This window comes from Janthinobacterium sp. HH104 (assembly GCF_001758715.1).
Classification (GTDB): Bacteria; Pseudomonadota; Gammaproteobacteria; order Burkholderiales; family Burkholderiaceae_D; genus Janthinobacterium; species Janthinobacterium aestuarii.
The window spans coordinates 142,420-160,966 of record NZ_LRIB01000034.1 but is presented as its reverse complement, the minus strand read 5'-3'; the positions used below and the strand labels follow the sequence as shown (position 1 = coordinate 160,966).

At 63.3% G+C, this 18,547-nt stretch carries 9 protein-coding genes and 1 pseudogene; 6 read left to right on the top strand and 4 right to left on the bottom strand.

Annotated features, from left to right (window positions below; translation table 11 throughout):
- Positions 1–184: 184 nt before the first annotated feature.
- The gene (gene tkt, locus JAB6_RS14240) at positions 185–2,182 is read left to right on the top strand and encodes a transketolase (RefSeq protein ID WP_070303341.1); all 1,998 of its coding nucleotides are present in this window, start codon (positions 185–187) and stop codon (positions 2,180–2,182) included.
- Between the two features lie 77 nt (positions 2,183–2,259).
- Positions 2,260–3,270, top strand: coding sequence for a type I glyceraldehyde-3-phosphate dehydrogenase (gap, locus tag JAB6_RS14235; protein ID WP_010395244.1), 1,011 nt, complete (start codon positions 2,260–2,262; stop codon positions 3,268–3,270).
- Positions 3,271–3,328: 58 nt separating this feature from the next.
- Here gap and JAB6_RS14230 read toward each other — a convergent pair whose 3' ends face one another.
- The 3 genes and pseudogenes from JAB6_RS14230 to glnE form a co-directional block, all read right to left on the bottom strand.
- Positions 3,329–3,523, bottom strand: a complete 195-nt coding sequence (locus JAB6_RS14230) for a hypothetical protein (RefSeq protein ID WP_070303340.1) — start codon at positions 3,521–3,523, stop codon at positions 3,329–3,331.
- A 138-nt stretch (positions 3,524–3,661) separates the two neighbouring features.
- Complete coding sequence (locus tag JAB6_RS14225; protein WP_034760193.1) at positions 3,662–4,438, bottom strand: YoaK family protein; 777 nt, start codon at positions 4,436–4,438, stop codon at positions 3,662–3,664.
- 13 nt (positions 4,439–4,451) lie between these two features.
- Positions 4,452–7,244, bottom strand: a pseudogene (gene glnE / locus JAB6_RS14220) (bifunctional [glutamate--ammonia ligase]-adenylyl-L-tyrosine phosphorylase/[glutamate--ammonia-ligase] adenylyltransferase); the annotation flags it as partial.
- Positions 7,245–7,462: 218 nt separating this feature from the next.
- Here glnE and JAB6_RS14215 point away from each other — a divergent pair.
- Genes JAB6_RS14215 through tldD form a run of 3 tightly spaced genes read left to right on the top strand, consistent with a single transcriptional unit; the run spans position 7,463 to position 13,933 of the window.
- A complete protein-coding gene (locus JAB6_RS14215) occupies positions 7,463–11,620 on the top strand; it encodes a YhdP family protein (RefSeq protein WP_368072924.1) in 4,158 nt (1,385 codons plus the stop codon).
- A 30-nt stretch (positions 11,621–11,650) separates the two neighbouring features.
- Positions 11,651–12,451 carry a carbon-nitrogen hydrolase family protein gene (locus JAB6_RS14210; RefSeq protein ID WP_034760185.1) on the top strand — a complete coding sequence of 267 codons (801 nt, stop codon included), beginning with the start codon at positions 11,651–11,653 and terminating at the stop codon, positions 12,449–12,451.
- 21 nt (positions 12,452–12,472) lie between these two features.
- On the top strand, positions 12,473–13,933 hold the full coding sequence (gene tldD / locus JAB6_RS14205) for a metalloprotease TldD (protein WP_058050878.1): 1,461 nt from the start codon (positions 12,473–12,475) through the stop codon (positions 13,931–13,933).
- A 138-nt stretch (positions 13,934–14,071) separates the two neighbouring features.
- On the opposite strand, the gene JAB6_RS14200 is transcribed toward tldD, so the two are convergent.
- Positions 14,072–16,918 carry a TonB-dependent receptor gene (locus tag JAB6_RS14200; protein WP_070303338.1) on the bottom strand — a complete coding sequence of 949 codons (2,847 nt, stop codon included), beginning with the start codon at positions 16,916–16,918 and terminating at the stop codon, positions 14,072–14,074.
- A gap of 498 nt (positions 16,919–17,416) precedes the next feature.
- On the opposite strand from JAB6_RS14200, the gene aroG reads away from it, so the two are divergent.
- Positions 17,417–18,481, top strand: a complete 1,065-nt coding sequence (aroG, locus tag JAB6_RS14195; RefSeq protein ID WP_034760477.1) for a 3-deoxy-7-phosphoheptulonate synthase AroG — start codon at positions 17,417–17,419, stop codon at positions 18,479–18,481.
- The last annotated feature ends 66 nt before the right edge of the window (positions 18,482–18,547 follow it).

Genomic DNA, 18,547 nt, shown 5'->3' with positions numbered 1-18,547 from the left:
CGGGGGTATATGTGGGGTGGAAAGACGTCAAAGTATAGCCATTTGGCTGGCCAGTACGCCGCAATTCTAATTTGCGGCCCCCTAGTCTGGTAAAATAGTTGACTACATAAAGCAGCCGGCCTGGGTTCTTTCTTGTCCGTGCTGTTGCAAACGAATCCCAAACTCGCGACTGACCCACACCATCATGACAACTACGCTCCCGACTACCAAAATGGCCAATGCGATCCGCGCACTGGCAATGGACGCTGTACAAAAGGCCAACTCCGGCCATCCAGGCATGCCGATGGGCATGGCCGAGATCGCAGTTGCCCTGTGGAGTGGTCACTATCGCCACAATCCCGCGAACCCGAAATGGCAGAACCGCGACCGCTTCCTGCTGTCGAACGGTCACGGCTCCATGCTGCACTACGCGCTGCTGCACCTGACCGGCTACGAGCTGTCGATGGATGACATCAAGGCCTTCCGCCAGATGCATTCGAAAACCCCGGGCCACCCGGAAGTCGACATCACGCCAGGCGTGGAAACGACCACCGGCCCGCTGGGTCAGGGCATCGCCAACGCCGTCGGCATGGCGCTGTCGGAACAATTGCTGGCCGCTGAATTCAACAAGCCCGGCCACGACATCGTCAACCATTACACCTACGCCTTCGTCGGCGATGGTTGCCTGATGGAAGGCATTTCGCACGAAGTGTGCGCACTGGCCGGCACCCTGGGCCTGAACAAGCTGATCGCCCTGTACGACGACAACGGCATTTCCATCGACGGCAAGGTCGAAGGCTGGTTCACGGACGACACCCCGGCGCGCTTCGAAGCGTACGGCTGGAACGTCATCCGCGCCGTCGACGGCCACGATGTTGCCGCCGTGGCTGCAGCCATCGCCGCCGCCAAGACCGCATCGAAGCCAACCCTGATCTGCTGCAAGACCATCATCGGCAAGGGTTCGCCGAACCTGCAAGGCGGCGACAAGGTCCACGGCGCCGCGCTGGGCGACAAGGAAATCGCTGCCGTGCGCGAATACATCGGCTGGGATGCCGCTCCGTTCGAGATGCCGGCCGACGTGTACGCGGCCTGGGATGCCAAGGAACAGGGCGCCCTGCTGGAAGCGGACTGGAACGAGCGCTTTGCCGCCTACAGCCGCGAATTCCCGCAGCAAGCCGCTGAACTGACCCGCCGCATGCAAGGCGAGTTGCCACAGGCATTTGAAACGGCCCTGTCGGCTGCCATCGCTTCCTGCGTGGAAAAGAAAGAAAACATCGCCACCCGCAAGGCCAGCCAGAACGCCATCCAGGCGCTGGCTTCGTCCCTGCCGGAATTCCTGGGCGGCTCGGCCGACCTGACCGGTTCGAACCTGACCAACTGGAAAGAGTGCGTGGCCGTGCGTTCGGGCCAGCCTGGCAACCACATCAACTACGGCGTGCGCGAATTCGGCATGAGCGCCATCATGAACGGCATCACCTTGCACGGCGGCTACATCCCGTTCGGCGCCACGTTCCTGACGTTCTCCGACTACAGCCGCAATGCCCTGCGCATGGCCGCCCTGATGAAACTGCGTTCGATCTTCGTGTTCACCCACGATTCGATCGGCCTGGGCGAAGACGGCCCGACGCACCAATCGGTCGAGCACGTCTCGTCGATGCGCTTGATCCCGAACCTGGACAACTGGCGTCCATGCGACACGGTCGAGTCGGCTGCAGCCTGGGGCGCCGCCGTGCGCCGCAAGGATGGCCCGTCGACCCTGATCTTCTCGCGCCAGAACCTGCCATATCAAGAACGTAGCGCCGAACAGATCGAGAACATCTACCGCGGTGGCTATGTGCTGAACGACGTGGCCGACGCCAAGGCGATCCTGATCGCCACCGGTTCCGAAGTGGAACTGGCCGTCGCCGCCGCCAGCGCGCTGGCTGCCGAAGGCATCGCCGTGCGCGTGGTGTCGATGCCGTCGACCGATGTATATGATCGCCAGGACGCTGCCTACAAGGCCAGCGTGCTGACGAAAGGCGTGCCGCGCGTGGCCATCGAAGCGGGCGTGACCAGCTTCTGGTACAAATACGTGGGCCTGGAAGGCGCCGTGGTCGGTATCGACACGTTTGGCGAATCGGCGCCTGCCGGCGTGCTGTTCAAGCACTTCGGCTTCACGGTCGAGAACGTCGTCGCCAAGGTGAAAGCCGTTATCGCTGGCTAATATTGATTTTGAGCAGACCCTTGCCATTGCTGGCCGGGGTGCTGTGCTGATACCTTTTTTTTAATCAGGAGCAGAGTATGACGATCAAAGTTGCAATCAATGGCTACGGCCGCATCGGCCGTAATGTGTTGCGCGCTTTCTACGAAGGCGGCAAGAAACAGGATATCCAGATCGTTGCCATCAACGACCTGGGCGATGCCAAATCGAACGCCCACCTGACCCGCTACGACACCGCGCACGGCAAGTTCCCGGGCACGGTCACCGTCGAAGGCGACAACATGATCGTCAATGGCGATCCGATCCGCGTATTCGCACAGCGCAATCCTGCTGAAATCCCATGGGGCGAGCTGGGCGTGGACGTCGTGCTGGAATGCACGGGCTTCTTCACCACCAAAGAGAAAGCTTCGGCTCACTTGAAGGGCGGCGCGAAAAAAGTCATCATTTCGGCACCCGGCGGCAAGGACGTCGATGCGACCGTCGTGTTCGGCGTGAACCACTCGGTACTGAAATCGACCGACACCGTCATCTCGAACGCTTCGTGCACCACCAACTGCCTGGCACCGCTGGTCAAGCCGCTGAACGACGCCATCGGCATCGAAACGGGCCTGATGACCACCGTGCACGCCTACACCAACGACCAGGTGCTGTCCGACGTGATGCATGAAGACCTGCGCCGCGCCCGTTCGGCCACCATGAGCATGATCCCGACCAAGACGGGCGCCGCTGCCGCCGTGGGCCTGGTGTTGCCTGAGCTGAATGGCAAGCTGGACGGCTTCGCCATCCGCGTGCCGACCATCAACGTTTCGCTGGTCGACCTGTCGTTCATCGCCAAGCGCGACACCACCGTGGAAGAAGTCAACGCGCTGATGAAGGCCGCTTCGGAAGGCGCCCTGGAAGGCATTCTGACGTACCAGACCGAACCGCTGGTCTCGATCGACTTCAACCACAACCCGGCTTCGTCGAACTTCGATTCGACCCTGACCAAAGTGTCGGGCCGTTTGGTGAAAGTATCGTCGTGGTACGACAACGAGTGGGGTTTCTCGAACCGCATGCTCGACACCACCGTTGCACTGATGTCGGCCAAGTAATTTTTTAACCGCATAAGAAAAAACGCCCAGTTTGAACTGGGCGTTTTTTTTCGTCCGCTTATTCAGGGTCGAGATTGGCGCACTGTGCGTACCACAGTTCGCAGTCATTGCTATTGCCCTGATAGCAGCTGTTCAGGAGGTAGTTGCACCTATCCGGCGGTCTGCGTGCATGTTCGGTCGCGTTGCTGGCAAACGAGGCGGCGATACCGACCGCAGCGGCAAAGACAAACAGGGCTTTTTTAATGGAAATCATTTTTCTCGCTTTCACAATTGGACAACGGTAGGGTGTCAACTCAAAAGGCCGCCTGGGCAGGCATGATGGGCTCGCCAAGCGCAGAAAAATATTAGCATTAAAATCAGAATGTTATTGCCTTAAAGAAAAATATTTTTATCAACGTTGGGTGTGCAGGCGACGGCGGTAGAAGCGCCATAGAAGGCGCAAGTCGCGCAGCACGGGTACGCCCGACAGCAGGGTCAGCACGCCGGCGAGCAGGATGGTGGCGGCGGGAAAGCCGATGTGCTTGAAGGCCAGGGCGCCGCTGACGCCGCCGATGAAGAAGCAGGCGATCAGCAGGCTGTGCGTTCTGAGCTTGCCGCGGTTGACCTTGACCATCCGGTCCGGCAGGTGGCGCCGGTTGTAATACGCCATCTTGCCCAGTTCGATGCCGATGTCGGTGGACAGGCCCGTCACGTGCGTGGTGCGGATGACGGCGCCAGAAATCTTGGTGATGATGGCGTTCTGTAAACCCATGACAAAGCACAGCAGCAAGATGGTGACGGGGCCCAGCACGTCGGGCATGGTGGCCAGGTAATTGCCCGTCAAGCCGAACAGCAGCAGTAATGCCGCTTCCAGCAGCAGGCTGGCGGCAAACTGGCTGTGCAGGCGCCGCCGCTTGCCCCAGTTCACCATGATGGCCGTGACAGCCGCGCCGCTGACAAAGGCCAGCCACGCGCCCAGCGCGGCCAGGGCCACCGTGATATTGCCCAGCGCCAGGTCGTCCGCCATGCCGGAGACGATGCCCGTCATGTGCGAGGTATAGCCGCCGATGGCAAGAAAGCCGCCCGCGTTCACGGCGCCGGCCACCAGCGCCAGCACGCAGCCCAGCTGCAGATTGGCTTGCGTATCGCGCGCCGATCCGCTCAGGCGCGACAGGTAATGGAGCGGCATGCCCGGGCCAGCCTCAGGCGGTGGCGCCGAAGATGGCTTGCCACAGGCGCATCACGTTGTCCGCATGCACGCGCACCCGTTCCGGTTCCACGCGGGCCAGGTCTTGCCCCTGCAGGCGCAGCTGGTGCTGGAGCTTGCGCAGCGCGCGGTAGGCGTCGGCGACCTGGGCGGCCAGCTGGGCGTCGATCAGGCCCAGTTCGCCGCACAGGCGCAGCAGGGCGATATTGCCCGAGTTGGCCGTCAGCTGCGGATACTGCGCCGCATGCTGGAGCACCAGGTATTGCACCATGAATTCAATGTCGATCATGCCGCCCGGATCCTGTTTCAAATCGAAGCTGCCGGGGCGGGGCGGATGCGCGTCGAGCATCTTCTTGCGCATGGCTACCACTTCGCCCTTGAGCGGGCCGTTTTCCGGGCGTTCCTTGCGCAAAATCGTGTCGCGGATGCGTTCGAAATGCTTGCCGATGGTGGCGTCGCCCGCGCAGAAGCGCGCGCGCGTGAGCGCCTGGTGCTCCCACACCCAGGCCGCGCTGCCCTGGTAGCGCTCGAACGCCTGCACGCTGGAGACCAGCATGCCCGAGGCGCCGTCGGGGCGCAGGGCGATGTCGATGTCGAACAGGATGCCGGCCGACGTGTGCGAAGTCATCCAGGTAATGAAGCGCTGCGCCAGCTTGGCGTACAGGCCGGGCGCTTCCTGGTCGTCATCGTCGAACAGGAAAATGACGTCGAGGTCGGAGACATAACCGAGTTCCTTGCCGCCCAGCTTGCCGTACGCGATGACGGCGAATTTCGGCACCTCGCGGTGGCGCGTCGGTAACGTTTGCCAGACGGCTTGCACGGTGGCGGCGACGATGATGTCGGCCAGCTGCGACAGGTAGTCGGCCAGCTTTTCCACGCTGAGGTCGCCCGCCAGGTCTTGCGCCAGGCACTGGAACAGCTGCGCGTGGTGCATTTCGCGCAGGATATCCATTTGGCGCTCCGTGTCGCCGGGCGCATCGTCGAGCTGGCGCTGCAGGTCGAGCGCCAGGGCGGCCGGGTCCGGCACCGTATTGCGGATGCGCTCGTCCAGCAGTTCGTCGAGCAGGATCGGGTGCTGCGTGAGGAAGGTGGCGGCCCAGCCGCTGGCGCACACCATGCGCACGACGCGCTCGAGCGTATGCGGGTATTCCGTCAGCAGCGACAGATAGGCCGAGCGGCGCGCAATGGCTTCCAGGAAATCGAGCAGGCGGCCCAGGGTGGCCAGCTGGCTGGCGTTGCCGTTGGAAACGGAGCAATCGGTGATCAGGGGCAGGGCGGAATTGACGAGGGCGACGAGGCGCGTGCGGCTTGCCTCGGGCAACGATTGCAAACGGGGCGCCTGCCACGTGGCCAGCAGGCGGCGCGCGCAGGCGGCCGGCTCATGGAAACCGAGGGCGGCAAAGCGCGCTTCGATGGCTTCCTGCTGGTCCGAGGCGGCGCAATCGTTCGACGTCTGCGGGTCGATGCCCGTGTCGGCCGGCGGCGTGCCGCTGCTCTTGTCGCTGAACATCTCGTCGAACTGGCCGGCGACAAACACGCGGTGCGCTTCCAGTTGGGCCAGCAGGGTGGGCGTGTCTGGCAAGCCCATCATCTGCGCCACGGTGAGGCGGTCGGCGTCGTTGGCGGGCAGGGTATGGGTTTGCGCATCGTCAAGATACTGCAGCCGGTGTTCGAGGTTGCGCAGGAAGGTGTAGGAACCGAGCAGCTGTTCCACGATGACCGGCTCCAATAAGCCCTTGTCCGCTACCGTGCGCAGGGTGGCGCGCGTGGAACGCTCGCGCAGCTCGGCGTCGCGCCCGCCCCGTATCAATTGGAATACCTGGGCCAGGAATTCGATTTCACGGATGCCACCCCGGCCCAGCTTGACGTTGTTGCTGCGGTCCGGATGCAGCCGCTCCTGGCGGTTGACCTCGGCGCGGATTTGGCCGTGCATGGTGCGGATGGCATCAATGACGCCGAAATCGAGGTAGCGGCGGAAGACGAACGGGCGCACGATGGCGTCAAGTGACGCGATATCTTCCGGCTTGCCCGTCACGGCGCGCGCCTTGACCCAGGCATAGCGCTCCCATTCGCGGCCCTGCACGATCAGGTACTGCTCCACCATGCCCAGGCTGGCGGCCAGCGGCCCCGAGTTCCCGTTCGGACGCAGTGCCATGTCCACGCGGAAAGTAAAACCGTCTTGCGTGATTTCAGCCAGGGCGGCGATCAGCTTCTTGCCCATGCGAATAAAAAACTCGTGGTTGGACAGGCTGCGCTGGCCCGGTACGGTGACTTGCGTGTCGCCATCTTCCGGATACACAAAGATCAGGTCGATATCGGACGAGACATTGAGCTCGCCGCCGCCCTGCTTGCCCATCGCCAACACCATCAAGGCCTGTTCCTCGCCCGATTCCTCGCCGACAGGCATGCCGTGCAGGGCCACCATCTCGGCCATGATGGCGTCCACATGCGTGCGGATGGCGAAATCGGCAAAGCCTGTCATGGCCGTGACGACTTCGTTCAAGTCAGCCTGGCCTTCCAGATCGCGCGCGATCAGGCCGCAAACGAGCAGGTTGCGCAGGCGGCGCATGGCCCGCTCGGGCGGCAGCGGCGGGGTGGCGGCGCTCGCCTGGGCGGCCAGCTCGGCGGCAAAATCGAGCCCGTCCAGCGGCGCGCGCACCAGTTGGGCTACCTGCGCGGCGCGCTCGGGGGCGGCGTCCAGCCAGCGCTGGTAGAAACGGGAGGCGGAAATCAAAGGCTGTGTGCTCATGGTATCGGTAAGTGTCTCGTGGATGCGGCGTGCATGTTCTTGTTTAACTTGGCTGCGAACGGCGGGGGATGCGGTAAAATTATGCCGCTGGCCTCACGGCCGGCATTGCGTGCTCTTCCGGACGATGGTAAGGGAGGCTTTGCTCAGACGCAAGCGCAAGGATGCAGGCGCGCACCACGAATGCAGACGATTTTTGCCATTATTTGACGCCGGGCCAGTTTATTAGCTTATTGATGCAAAAACCGCCAGAAGCAAGCGTGACAGAACATGTGCCATTGGCTCTGCGCTGGCAGCGGCTGCGTGCCGCCTATCGCATGGCCAACCTGGCCACCCACCATGTGTTGGGTTTTACCATCAAATTGGTGCTGCTCGCGTATTTCGCCTTCGCCGTGCTGTTTTTATTCCTGCGCTACGCGATTCTGCCGAATATCGATTATTACAAAGGCGATATCGAGCGGGCGGCCAGCCGTGCGCTGGGCAACCCCGTCAGCATTGCGCGTATTTATGCCTCCTGGCATGGCGTTCGCCCCAATCTCTTCCTCGGCGACGTGACCCTGCGTGACCAGGCGGGCCGCCAGGCGCTGAGCTTGCCGAGCATATCGGCCACCGTGTCGTGGTGGAGCGTGCTGGGTTCAGTGCGCTTTACTACCCTGGAAATCACGCGGCCGGACCTGGACGTGCGGCGCAGTAAGGATGGCAAGCTGTACGTGGCCGGGGTGTTGATCGACAGTACGCAAGGCAGCGATGGCAAGGGCGCCGACTGGCTGCTGTCGCAACATGACATCATCATTCGCGATGGCAAGGTGCGCTGGACGGACGAGGCGCGTGGGACACCCGAGCTGGCCTTATCCCAGGTCAATCTGCTGCTGCGCAACCGCTGGCGCAGCCACCGGCTGGGCTTGCAGGCCACGCCACCCGCCAGTCTGGCCGCGCCCATCGATGTGCGCGCTCACTTCACGCATACGCCTTTCAGCACGCGCATCTCCGATGTGTCGATGTGGAAGGGCGAGCTGTACGCCGACCTGAAAAACGCCGACCTGGCCGCCTGGCGCCGCTACCTCGATTACCCGTTCGAACTGAGCCAGGGCAAGGGCGCCCTGCGCGCCTGGCTGAGCCTGGATCACGCGCGCCTGGCCGGCTTCACGGCCGACGTGGGGTTGACGGATGTGACGGCGCAGTTGGGCGAGCATATCGCGCCGCTCGATCTGCTGTCGGTCAGCGGACGCATTTCGGCAAAAGAAGAGCTCTCGCAGACACCCGACGGCAAACCGACGTTTGGCGCGAATGGGCACCAGGTGGAGTTGACGAATTTCGCGGTGGAAACCCGAGACGGCCTCAGCCTGCCGCCCACGACTTTGTCCGAGCGTTTCATTGCTGCCACCAAGCGCAAGCCGGCGCGCACGGAAATCGCGGCCAAGTCGCTCGATTTGCAAACCCTGGCCGCATTGGCCGACAAGCTGCCGCTGGGCGAACAGCAGCGCCAGCGTCTCGACGCCCTGGCGCCGCGCGGGCGTTTGCAGGATTTTGCCGCGCAATGGGAAGGCGAAATGGCGACACCGGCCAGCTACCGTTTGCGCGGCAAGTTCATCGATCTGGGCCTGAACGCGCAGCCGGTGCGCCTGGCCGTGGCGAAGACGGCGACCGGCCCCGCGCAGGCAGCCGCACCGGCTATCCCCGGTTTCGAACATTTGACTGGCAGTATCGACGCCAGCGACAAGGGCGGCAAGGTCGATATCGATGCACGGGGATTGGTATTGCAACTGGCCTCCTATTTGAGTGAGCCGGCCTTGCCATTCGAACAGTTCGAAATGGAGGCGCGCTGGGCTTTCCAAGCAGACAATATGCTACAAGTCGACCTGGACAGGCTTGATCTTAATCAAGAAGGCATGCGAGTCGCCCTGCATGGTTCGCAGCGTTTGCCTCTCGACGGCAAGAACCTGGGCCAGGTCGACTTGACGGGCACGATCGATAATTTCCAGATCAACACCATCGGCCGCTATCTGCCGCTGCAAACGCCCGAGCACCTGCGCCACTGGCTGACGGGCGCGCTGGAAGGCGGCGTGGCGCGCGATGTCAGCCTGCGCCTGCGCGGCGAACTCGAACATTTCCCGTTCAAGGCCGCCACGCCTGCCCAGCGCAACCGTGGCGACTTCCGTATCGCCGGCAAGATCGAGAACGGCACCTTGAATTATGCGCCCGGCGAATTTGCGGAAAGCGGCCCGCTGGCGGGCAAGGCGCCCCTGTGGCCGCAGGCGGAAAAGATCAAGGGTAGTTTTGTGTTCGAGCGCGCGCGCATGGAAATTCGCGGCGACACGGCCACTACAGGCGGCGTGGCATTGACGAATGTCAAAGCCGTGATCCCCGACCTGACCGTCTTCGACACCTTGCTCGATATCGACGGCAACGCGGCCGGCCCCATGCAGGAATTTCTCAAGTACGTGACGGCCAGTCCCGTGCTGGGCTGGATCGAGCATTTCACGGATGAAACGACGGCGACGGGCAACGCCAAGCTGGCCCTCAAATTGCACTTGCCGATCGAGCGCATGCTCGAGTCGACCGTACAGGGCAGCTTGCAGCTGGCGGGCAACGATGTGGTGCTGTTCCATGACATGCCGCCCGTGCTGGGCACGCAGGGCAAGATCGAATTCAACGAAAAAGGCGTCAACCTGAATGGTTTGAATGGCAGCCTGCTGGGCGGGCCGCTGGCCATCTCGGGCGGCACGCAGCCGGACAGCTCCATCCAGGTGAAAATTGCCGGCAACATGACCATCGACGGCTTGCGCAAAACCTATCCGGCGCCCGTGCTGCAGCGCCTGGCGAAACATTTGAATGGCGGCGCCCGTTACAGCGGCTTGATCACGGCGCGCGACCACCAGGTGGTGGTCAATGTCGAGTCGCCGCTGACGGGCCTGGGCCTGGATTTTCCCGCTCCCCTGAAAAAGCCGGCCGGCGACAGCCTGCCCGTGAAATTCACCCTGACGGGCAATGCGGCCAATGGCGCCGGCTTGCGCACGGACGATATCCGCATCGCGCTGGGCTCCGGCATCGCTGCGCGCTACCAGCGCCAGAAGCAGGGCAAGGATGCCTGGCGCCTGGTGCGCGGCGGCATCGGCGTGAACGTGCCGGCGCCGGAACCGGAGAGCGGCATGATGCTCAACGTCAACATGAAAACCCTGGACGTGGACAGCTGGATTGCCGCCGGCAGCGAGATCGCCGGCAGCGCGACGGCGTCCGCCGACAGCGGCGGCGCCGACGATGCGCTCGATATCGCGCAATACGTGGTGCCGGACATGATGGCGGCCCGCGCCAGCGAACTGATGCTGGGCGAGCGCAAGCTGGAAAACGTGGTGGTGGGTGCCACGCATCAAAAGGATGTGTGGCAAGCCAATATTGATGCGAAACAGGTGTCGGGCTATGTGACGTGGCTGGAAACGCCATCCGGCCTGGGCAAGATGACGGCGCGCCTGTCCTCGCTGATCATTCCGGAGTCGGCCGCCAACGATGTGAAAAATTTACTGGAAGGAAAAAATGGCGCCCAGTCGATTCCTTCGCTCGATATCGTCGCCGAGCAATTCGAGCTGTTCAACAAGAAGATCGGCCGGTTGGAGTTGCAGGCCTATAACACCATGGCGGCGGGCGGGCGCGAGTGGCGCGTGGGTAAGCTGCAACTGTCGAACGCCGATGGCGCGCTGAGCGGCAGTGGCAAATGGGTCATCAAGGATGGGCAAAGCACGACCAGCTTGCGTTTCGGCCTCGACATCGTCGATGCGGGCAAGCTGCTCGACCGCTTCGGCTTTGCCGACACGGTGCGCCGCGGCAAGGGGCGCCTGAGCGGCGACATCGCCTGGAACGGCTTGCCGTATTCGCTCGACATTCCCACCTTGTCGGGGCAGATCGAGATGAACGTGGAATCGGGCCAGTTCCTCAAGCAGGACCCGGGCGCGGCCAAGCTGTTGGGCGTGCTCAGCCTGCAAGCCTTGCCCCGCTTGCTGAAACTCGATTTCCACGACGTGTTTTCCGAAGGCCTGGCTTTCGACGGCATCACGGCCAACGCCAGCATCAAGCGCGGCGTCGTGACGACGAACAACCTCAAGATGCATGGCGTGGCGGCCACCGTGCTGATGGATGGCACGGCCGATATCGCCAATGAAACGACGAATCTGCACGTGGTGGTGATCCCCGAATTTAACCTGGGAACGGGACCGCTCGTGTATGCGCTGGCCGTCAATCCCGTCATCGGCCTGGGCAGTTTCCTGGCGCAGCTGTTCCTGCGTGCGCCCGTGATGAAGGCGCTCACTTACCATATGCAGATCGCCGGTCCGTGGAAATCGCCCGTCGTGACCAAACTCGATGGTGGTAAATTGGAACCTGTCGCCGTGCCTGCCGCTGCGGCGGTGGAGGCCGTGGCGAAATAGGCGAGGCGTTCGAATGGATAAGAGGTGGCAATGATGCATACAGTCGCAGCAGTACAAATGATTTCCTCGCCTTCCGTGGAAGACAACCTGGCCACGGCGCGGCGCCTGGTGGCGCAGGCCGCCGCCGGTGGCGCGCAACTGGTGGTGCTGCCTGAATACTGGGCCATCATGGGCAAGCAGGAAACGGACAAGCTGGCCCATGCGGAACAGCCCGGCAGTGGCCCCATCCAGGATGGCATGGCGCAGATGGCGCGCCAGCACGGCATCTGGCTGATCGGCGGCACCTTGCCCCTGATCTCGGGCCAGGAGGGCAAGGTCTTGAATACGACGCTCGTGTACGATCCGCAAGGCGAACCGGCCGGCCGCTATGACAAGATTCACCTGTTCGGTTTTACGCGTGGCATCGAGTCGTACAATGAATCGCGCACCATCGTGCCCGGTGCGCAGGTGCGCGCTATCGAGACGCCTTTCGGCCGCGTCGGCCTGTCCATCTGCTACGACCTGCGCTTCCCCGAACTGTACCGCGCCATGGGCGATTGCGCGCTGATCGTCGTGCCGGCCGCGTTTACCCATACGACGGGCAGCGCCCATTGGGAAGTGCTGCTGCGCGCGCGCGCCATCGAAAACCAGTGCTATGTGCTGGCCTCGGCGCAGGGCGGCCTGCATCCGAACGGCCGGCGCACCTGGGGCCACAGCATGCTGATCGACCCGTGGGGCGAAGTGATCGCCGTGCTGCCCGAAGGCGAGGGCGTGGTCAGCGGCGAGATCGACCTGGTGTTTTTGGCCGGCGTGCGCGAGTCGCTGCCGGCCCTCACGCACCGCACCATGTAAATTGAATTGTGAGAAAAAGCCATGATCCCATTTGAACCCAATCTGTCCAGCCTGGCCGTGGCACGCGATATCCTGCTCACGCCGTTCGGCCTGGACGAAGACAAGCTGCTCAAGGCCCTGGGCACGATGTTTACGCACAAGGTCGACTATGCCGACCTGTATTTCCAGTCGACCAAGAGCGAAGGCTGGAGCCTGGAAGAGGGCATCGTCAAGACGGGCAGCTTTTCCATCGACCAGGGCGTGGGCGTGCGCGCCGTGTCCGGCGACAAGACGGCGTTTGCGTATTCCGACGACATTTCCGAGCGGGCCCTGCTGGAAGCGGCGGCGGCCACGCGCACGATTGCGCGCGCGGGCGCCGGCAAAATCAAGATCGCGGGCCAGATGCAGCCGCAGGGCGGGCGTTCCTTGTACCTGCCCAACGACCCACTGGCCTCGCTCGATGCCACGGCCAAGGTGCAGCTGCTCGAGCGCGTGGAAAAGATGGCGCGCGCGAAAGATCCTCGCGTGGTGCAAGTGATGGCGGGCCTGGCTGGCGAATACGATGTGGTGCTGGTGCTGCGCAGCGACGGTGTGCTGGCGGCCGACATCCGCCCGCTGGTACGCGTGTCGCTGACCGTGATCGCGGAACAGAATGGCCGCCGCGAAACGGGCTCGGCCGGTGGCGGCGGGCGTTTCAGCTATGACTATTTCAGCGATGCCGTGCTGGAACAATACGCGACGGACGCCGTCAATTCGGCGCTGGTGAATCTGGAAGCGCGCCCCGCGCCCGCCGGCCCCATGACCATCGTGCTGGGACCGGGCTGGCCCGGCATCCTGCTGCACGAAGCGATCGGCCATGGCCTGGAAGGCGATTTCAACCGCAAGGGTTCGTCCGCGTTTTCGGGCCGCATCGGCGAGCGCGTGGCTGCCAAGGGCGTCACCGTGGTCGATGACGGCACCCTGGCTGGCCGGCGCGGTTCCCTGAACATCGACGACGAGGGCAACCCGACACAGTGCACGACCCTGATCGAGGACGGCATCCTCAAGGGTTACATCCAGGACACGATGAACGCGCGCCTGATGAAGATGCCCGTGACGGGCAATGCGCGCCGCGAATCGTTCGCCCACCTGCCCATGCCGCGCATGACAAATACGTACATGCTGGGCGGCGACAAGGACCCGGGCGAGATCCTCGCTTCCGTCAAGAACGGCTTGTATGCCGTCAACTTCGGCGGCGGCCAGGTCGACATCACGAACGGCAAGTTCGTCTTCTCGGCCAGCGAAGCGTACATGATCGAAAACGGCAAGCTCAGCTACCCGGTGAAGGGTGCGACCCTGATCGGCAATGGCCCGGACGTGCTCAACCGTGTCTCCATGATCGGCAACGACATGCGCCTCGATTCGGGCGTGGGCGTGTGCGGCAAGGAAGGGCAGAGCGTGCCCGTGGGCGTGGGGCAGCCGACCTTGCGCCTCGATGGCATCACGGTTGGCGGGACTGCCTGATCTTTTCGGGCACTGCGCGGCCAACAACGGTGTCGGATTACGCGCGGCTGCGCCGCGCAATCCGACCTACATTTCTGGCAAGCTGATCGTGTAGGTCGGGTTAGCCCGAAGGGCGCAACCCGACACCACCGCTATTTCTCAGAATTTATACTTCACCCCCGCACTGACAAAGCGTCCTGCCGCGCCCGCGTAGTCGAGCGGGTTGTAGCCCGTGGCGCCATACGTCAGCGGGTCGAGCGGGGCGATCTTGTCGAACAGGTTTTGTATCGTCGCAAACACTTCCAGCTTGGGCGTGGCCAGCCAGCGGGCCGTCAGGTCCACCGTGGTGAACGAGGCGATGCGGCAGCCGCGCGGCGCGTCGGTGCCGTCGGCGAAATGCGTGGCGCAGCCGTCCGGGTCATTCTTGAACAGTATGTTGTCGAGCGGCGCACGGTAGTTGACGTTGGCCGTGACCCGCCAGTTCTGGCGTTCCCAGGTGGCGCCCAGGTTGATGCGGTCGTCCGGCGTACCCATGCAGTTGGACACGTCGCAATTGCCATGCGTGCCGGCAAAATCGCGCTGCGTGCCATCGCGTTCCGTGCGCAGCCATTTGTACAGATGCGTCCACTTCAGGTCGAAGGTCAGGTTGCCATAGTCGCCGCCCAGGTTGAAGCGCTGGCGGGCGTCGATATCGATGCCGCGCACCGTCGTTTGCGCCGAATTCACATAGTTGGCCAGCACGGCCGTGATGGCGCCCGGATCGCCGGCAATGCCGGTGGCCGTCGATGGGTCGCGCGCTACGTTGCCGGCGGCAATGGCCGCATCCGTTTGCTCCTGGTTGATTTCATTCTTGCGGCGGATTTGCCACAGGTCCACGGAAATGCTGCTGCGCGGCAGCGGGTCCCACACGGCGCCGACGGAAAAGCTGCGCGAACGCTCCGGCGACAGGTTCGGATTGGGCGAGGTGATGACGGCGATCGGCGCGGGATCGCACGCCACTTCCACGCCCAGCGCGCAGCGCAGCGGATCGCTGGCGGTGGAAAACGCGGCCAGGCCGCCGACGCCGTTTTCCGCCGCGCTGGGGGCGCGGAAGCCCTTGGCGAAGGTGCCGCGCAGGGCCAGTTCGCGCATGGGCGTCCATTTCACGCCCACTTTCGGCGTGTAGGAATTGCCCACGTCGGTGAAATGGTCGGCGCGCAGGGCGCCTGACAGCTCGACGGTTTTCAGCACGGGCGCCAGCACTTCGGCGTAGATGGCCGAGGCGTTGCGGCTGCCCTTGTAGGCGGAATAGCCGAGGCCGATGATATTGCCCCGCTCCGTGCCCGTGGTGGGCTTGAGTTCCGTCGATTCATGGCGGAATTCCGCACCCACGGCCACGCCCAGGCCGCCGCCGTCCAGCTTTGCCACCTCGCGGCTGGCCTTGAAGTCGATCTGCGCGATATGCGTCTTGGCATCGTTCGAGATGCGCGGCGACAGGGCCGCGTACAGCTCGGGCGAATTGAGGCCCGCGTTTTCCGCGATGCGCCACAGGCTGCCGGCCGGCAGGGCCGCATAGGTGGGGTTCAGGCTGGCCGCCGCCACGTTCGCGGCGGTCGGGTTGAGCAGGGCGAAGGCGACGTCGCGCTGTAGGTAGCCGTTCAAGTCGTTCGACACCTTGTTCTGCGAGTACAGCAAGGCGCTGTCGATATCCCAGCCCGCCACCGTGCCCTTGATGCCGGCCACAAAGCGCGTGAAGGTCGAATTGACTTCCGACAGGCGCGGTCCCACGTCGGCCGCCAGGTAGCGCAGCCGCGCCGCCGTGCCGAAATATGGATTGTCCGGGTGGGCTGCGCCGAGCGACACGCCCGCATTGCTGACGGGCCCGCCCGGGTAGCCGACCGAGCCGCTGACCGTCGATGGCGTGGTGGCCGAGTTTGATTCGCTGTGATACACGTTCAGTTCCGCATACGTCTGCAGTGCTGGCGTCAGTTGCCAGGCGGCGCGGCCGAAGAAATTGATGTTCTTTTGCTTGGGCTGGATCTGCCCGTACTGCTGCGCGGCATCGGTCAGGCAGCCGCCGCCCGGGTCGCCTTGCGGATGCGTGGTGAAGTTGCCGCAGGCGGCGCCGGGGAAGGTGCGCGTAAAATCCGCGCCGGACAGGTTGCCGCGGTTGTAGTAGTCGAGCGTGTCGGGATTGCGCACATTGCCGTTGACGGCACTGCCGGCCGCGTTGTTGGTGGTGATGGCGCCCGCACCGCTGAGCGACTCCTGCGCGCTGAAACCCAGGTCGCGCAAGTCGCTGCGGCCCACGGCGCCCCGTCCGGCCCGGTCGCGGTTCCAGATGGCGGCCTTTTCGCTGTACTCGAGGTTCAGCAGCACGTTGTAGCGGTCGCTGTCGATGTCGCCGAAGCCGTGCGTGATGGCGGCGCGCGCATCGCGCCCGTCCCACTCCTTCGTCTTGCCGTAATTGCCCTTGATGGCCGTGCCCTGGTAGTCGCGCCGCAGGATCACGTTGACAACGCCGGCAATCGCGTCCGAACCGTAGATGGCCGAGGCGCCATCCTTGAGGATTTCCACCCGTTCCACCGCTTCCAGGGGAATGATGTTCAGGTCGGCGAATACCTTCTGGCCATCGTCGGCCAGGCCATACGGCGCGACGCGGCGCCCGTTCAGCAGCACCAGGGTCGAGGCCGTACCCAGGCCTCGCAGCGATACGCCGGAAGCGCCGGCGGCAAAGCCGTTGCCGAAGGTGGTGGGCACCGAGCCCTGGTTGTCGACGGCCAGGGTCTGCAGCAGTTCGGCCACGCTGGACTTGCCCGATTTTTCAATGTCGGCCGCGTTCAGCGTTTGCACGGCCGACGCCGTTTCCGCCTGCGCGCGGCGGATGTTCGAGCCGGTGATTTCCACGCGGGCAACGGGGGCAGCATCCTGCGCCAGGACGGGTAGACTCAGCAGCGCACTGGCCAGCGCCAGGCCCAGTCTGGGTGGTGAAAAAGCAGCGGATGGTAAGGATGGTGTAGGGCTCATGCGGTTCTCCGGAAAGGTCAGGCAGTCAGGAATCGTCGATGCGTCCTTGAGTTTTGCCCGTGCGGCGATGCCGGGAGTAGATCTGGATCAAGAAGTGCCCCGCTTGTCGTCGATAGAATGGCTGGCGTGGCGTGGTTGCCACGACGGACACAGCGGTAGTGGCCTGCGAACGGGTAGGGGCAGCGCGCAACTTTTTATGCTTTTTAACGTACTTTGCAGTGTAAAACGGCAGCGGCATGCGGCTTTGCCGACAAATATGCTTGCCAACCCTTGCAATTTAGGTTTATAGTCGTTCATCACTTACGGATGACTCGCATGTTCGCTCGCCACTTTTTTACCGCTTATTTTTACTTTAGCAATTCCAACCCAAAGGCGGTGGAGTAGCGGTCGGTTCACGTAGCAGCAAAACGAGATCCCAGCAAATTCTAAAAAACCGCCACTGATGGCGGTTTTTTTTTACCCAGATGTTTTACCCATCCTTAAATTTTGGAGAAAATGATGCCCCGCACCGATGATTTGCGAATTCGCGAAATGAAGGAATTGACCCCGCCGTCCCACCTGATCCGCGAATTCGCCTGCTCGGAGCAAGCCGAACAGACCGCCGCCAGCGCCCGCATTGCCCTGCACCGTATCCTGCACGGCCAGGACGACCGCCTGATGGTGGTGATCGGGCCTTGCTCCATCCACGACACCAAGGCGGCGATGGAATATGCGCGCCTGCTGGTGAAGGAGCGTGCGCGTTTCGCGGGCGAACTGGAAATCGTCATGCGCGTCTACTTCGAGAAGCCGCGCACCACGGTGGGCTGGAAGGGCCTGATCAACGATCCGTACATGGACAACAGCTTCCGCATCAACGACGGCTTGCGCATGGCGCGCGAACTGTTGCGCGATATCAATGAGCTGGGCTTGCCGGCCGGTACCGAGTTCCTCGACGTGATCAGTCCGCAATATATCGCCGACCTGATCAGCTGGGGCGCCATCGGCGCGCGCACGACGGAATCGCAGGTGCACCGCGAGCTGGCGTCGGGATTGTCCTGTCCCGTCGGCTTCAAGAATGGCACGGACGGCAATGTGAAAATCGCCGTGGAAGCCATCAAGGCCGCCTCGCAGCCGCACCATTTCCTTTCCGTCACGAAGGGCGGCCACTCGGCCATCGTCTCGACCAACGGCAACGAGGATTGCCACATCATCCTGCGCGGCGGCAAAACGCCGAACTATGACGCGGCCAGCGTGGACGACGCTTGCAAGGCGATCGCGGCGCAAGGCCTGGCGGCGCGCCTGATGATCGACGCCTCGCATGCGAACAGCTCGAAAAAACCGGAAAACCAGATTCCCGTGTGCGCCGACATCGCCAGCCAGGTGGCGGGCGGCGACGACCGCATCGTCGGCGTGATGGTGGAATCGCACCTGGTGGCGGGGCGCCAGGATTTGATCCCGGGCAAGGAATTGATCTACGGCCAGTCTGTCACGGACGGTTGCATCGACTGGAGCGCCAGCGTGGCCGTGCTGGAAAACCTGGCGGCAGCCGTTAAGCAGCGCCGCTTGAAGGGCGACGCGGAATAAAGTGACGTGGCGCGCAGCATGAAAAAAAGCCCGGAAAGCTAAGCTTTCCGGGCTTTTCAGTTTTCA

Bases quoted from the DNA above. Each gene is read 5' to 3' on its own strand.
- gap (WP_010395244.1), top strand. From the start codon at position 2,260: ATGACGATCAAAGTTGCAATCAATGGCTACGGCCGCATCGGCCGTAAT.
- tldD (WP_058050878.1), top strand. From the start codon at position 12,473: ATGATCCCATTTGAACCCAATCTGTCCAGCCTGGCCGTGGCACGCGAT.
- aroG (WP_034760477.1), top strand. From the start codon at position 17,417: ATGCCCCGCACCGATGATTTGCGAATTCGCGAAATGAAGGAATTGACC.
- tkt (WP_070303341.1), top strand. From the start codon at position 185: ATGACAACTACGCTCCCGACTACCAAAATGGCCAATGCGATCCGCGCA.
- JAB6_RS14200 (WP_070303338.1), bottom strand. From the start codon at position 16,918: ATGAGCCCTACACCATCCTTACCATCCGCTGCTTTTTCACCACCCAGA.
- JAB6_RS14230 (WP_070303340.1), bottom strand. From the start codon at position 3,523: ATGATTTCCATTAAAAAAGCCCTGTTTGTCTTTGCCGCTGCGGTCGGT.
- JAB6_RS14225 (WP_034760193.1), bottom strand. From the start codon at position 4,438: ATGCCGCTCCATTACCTGTCGCGCCTGAGCGGATCGGCGCGCGATACG.
- JAB6_RS14210 (WP_034760185.1), top strand. From the start codon at position 11,651: ATGATGCATACAGTCGCAGCAGTACAAATGATTTCCTCGCCTTCCGTG.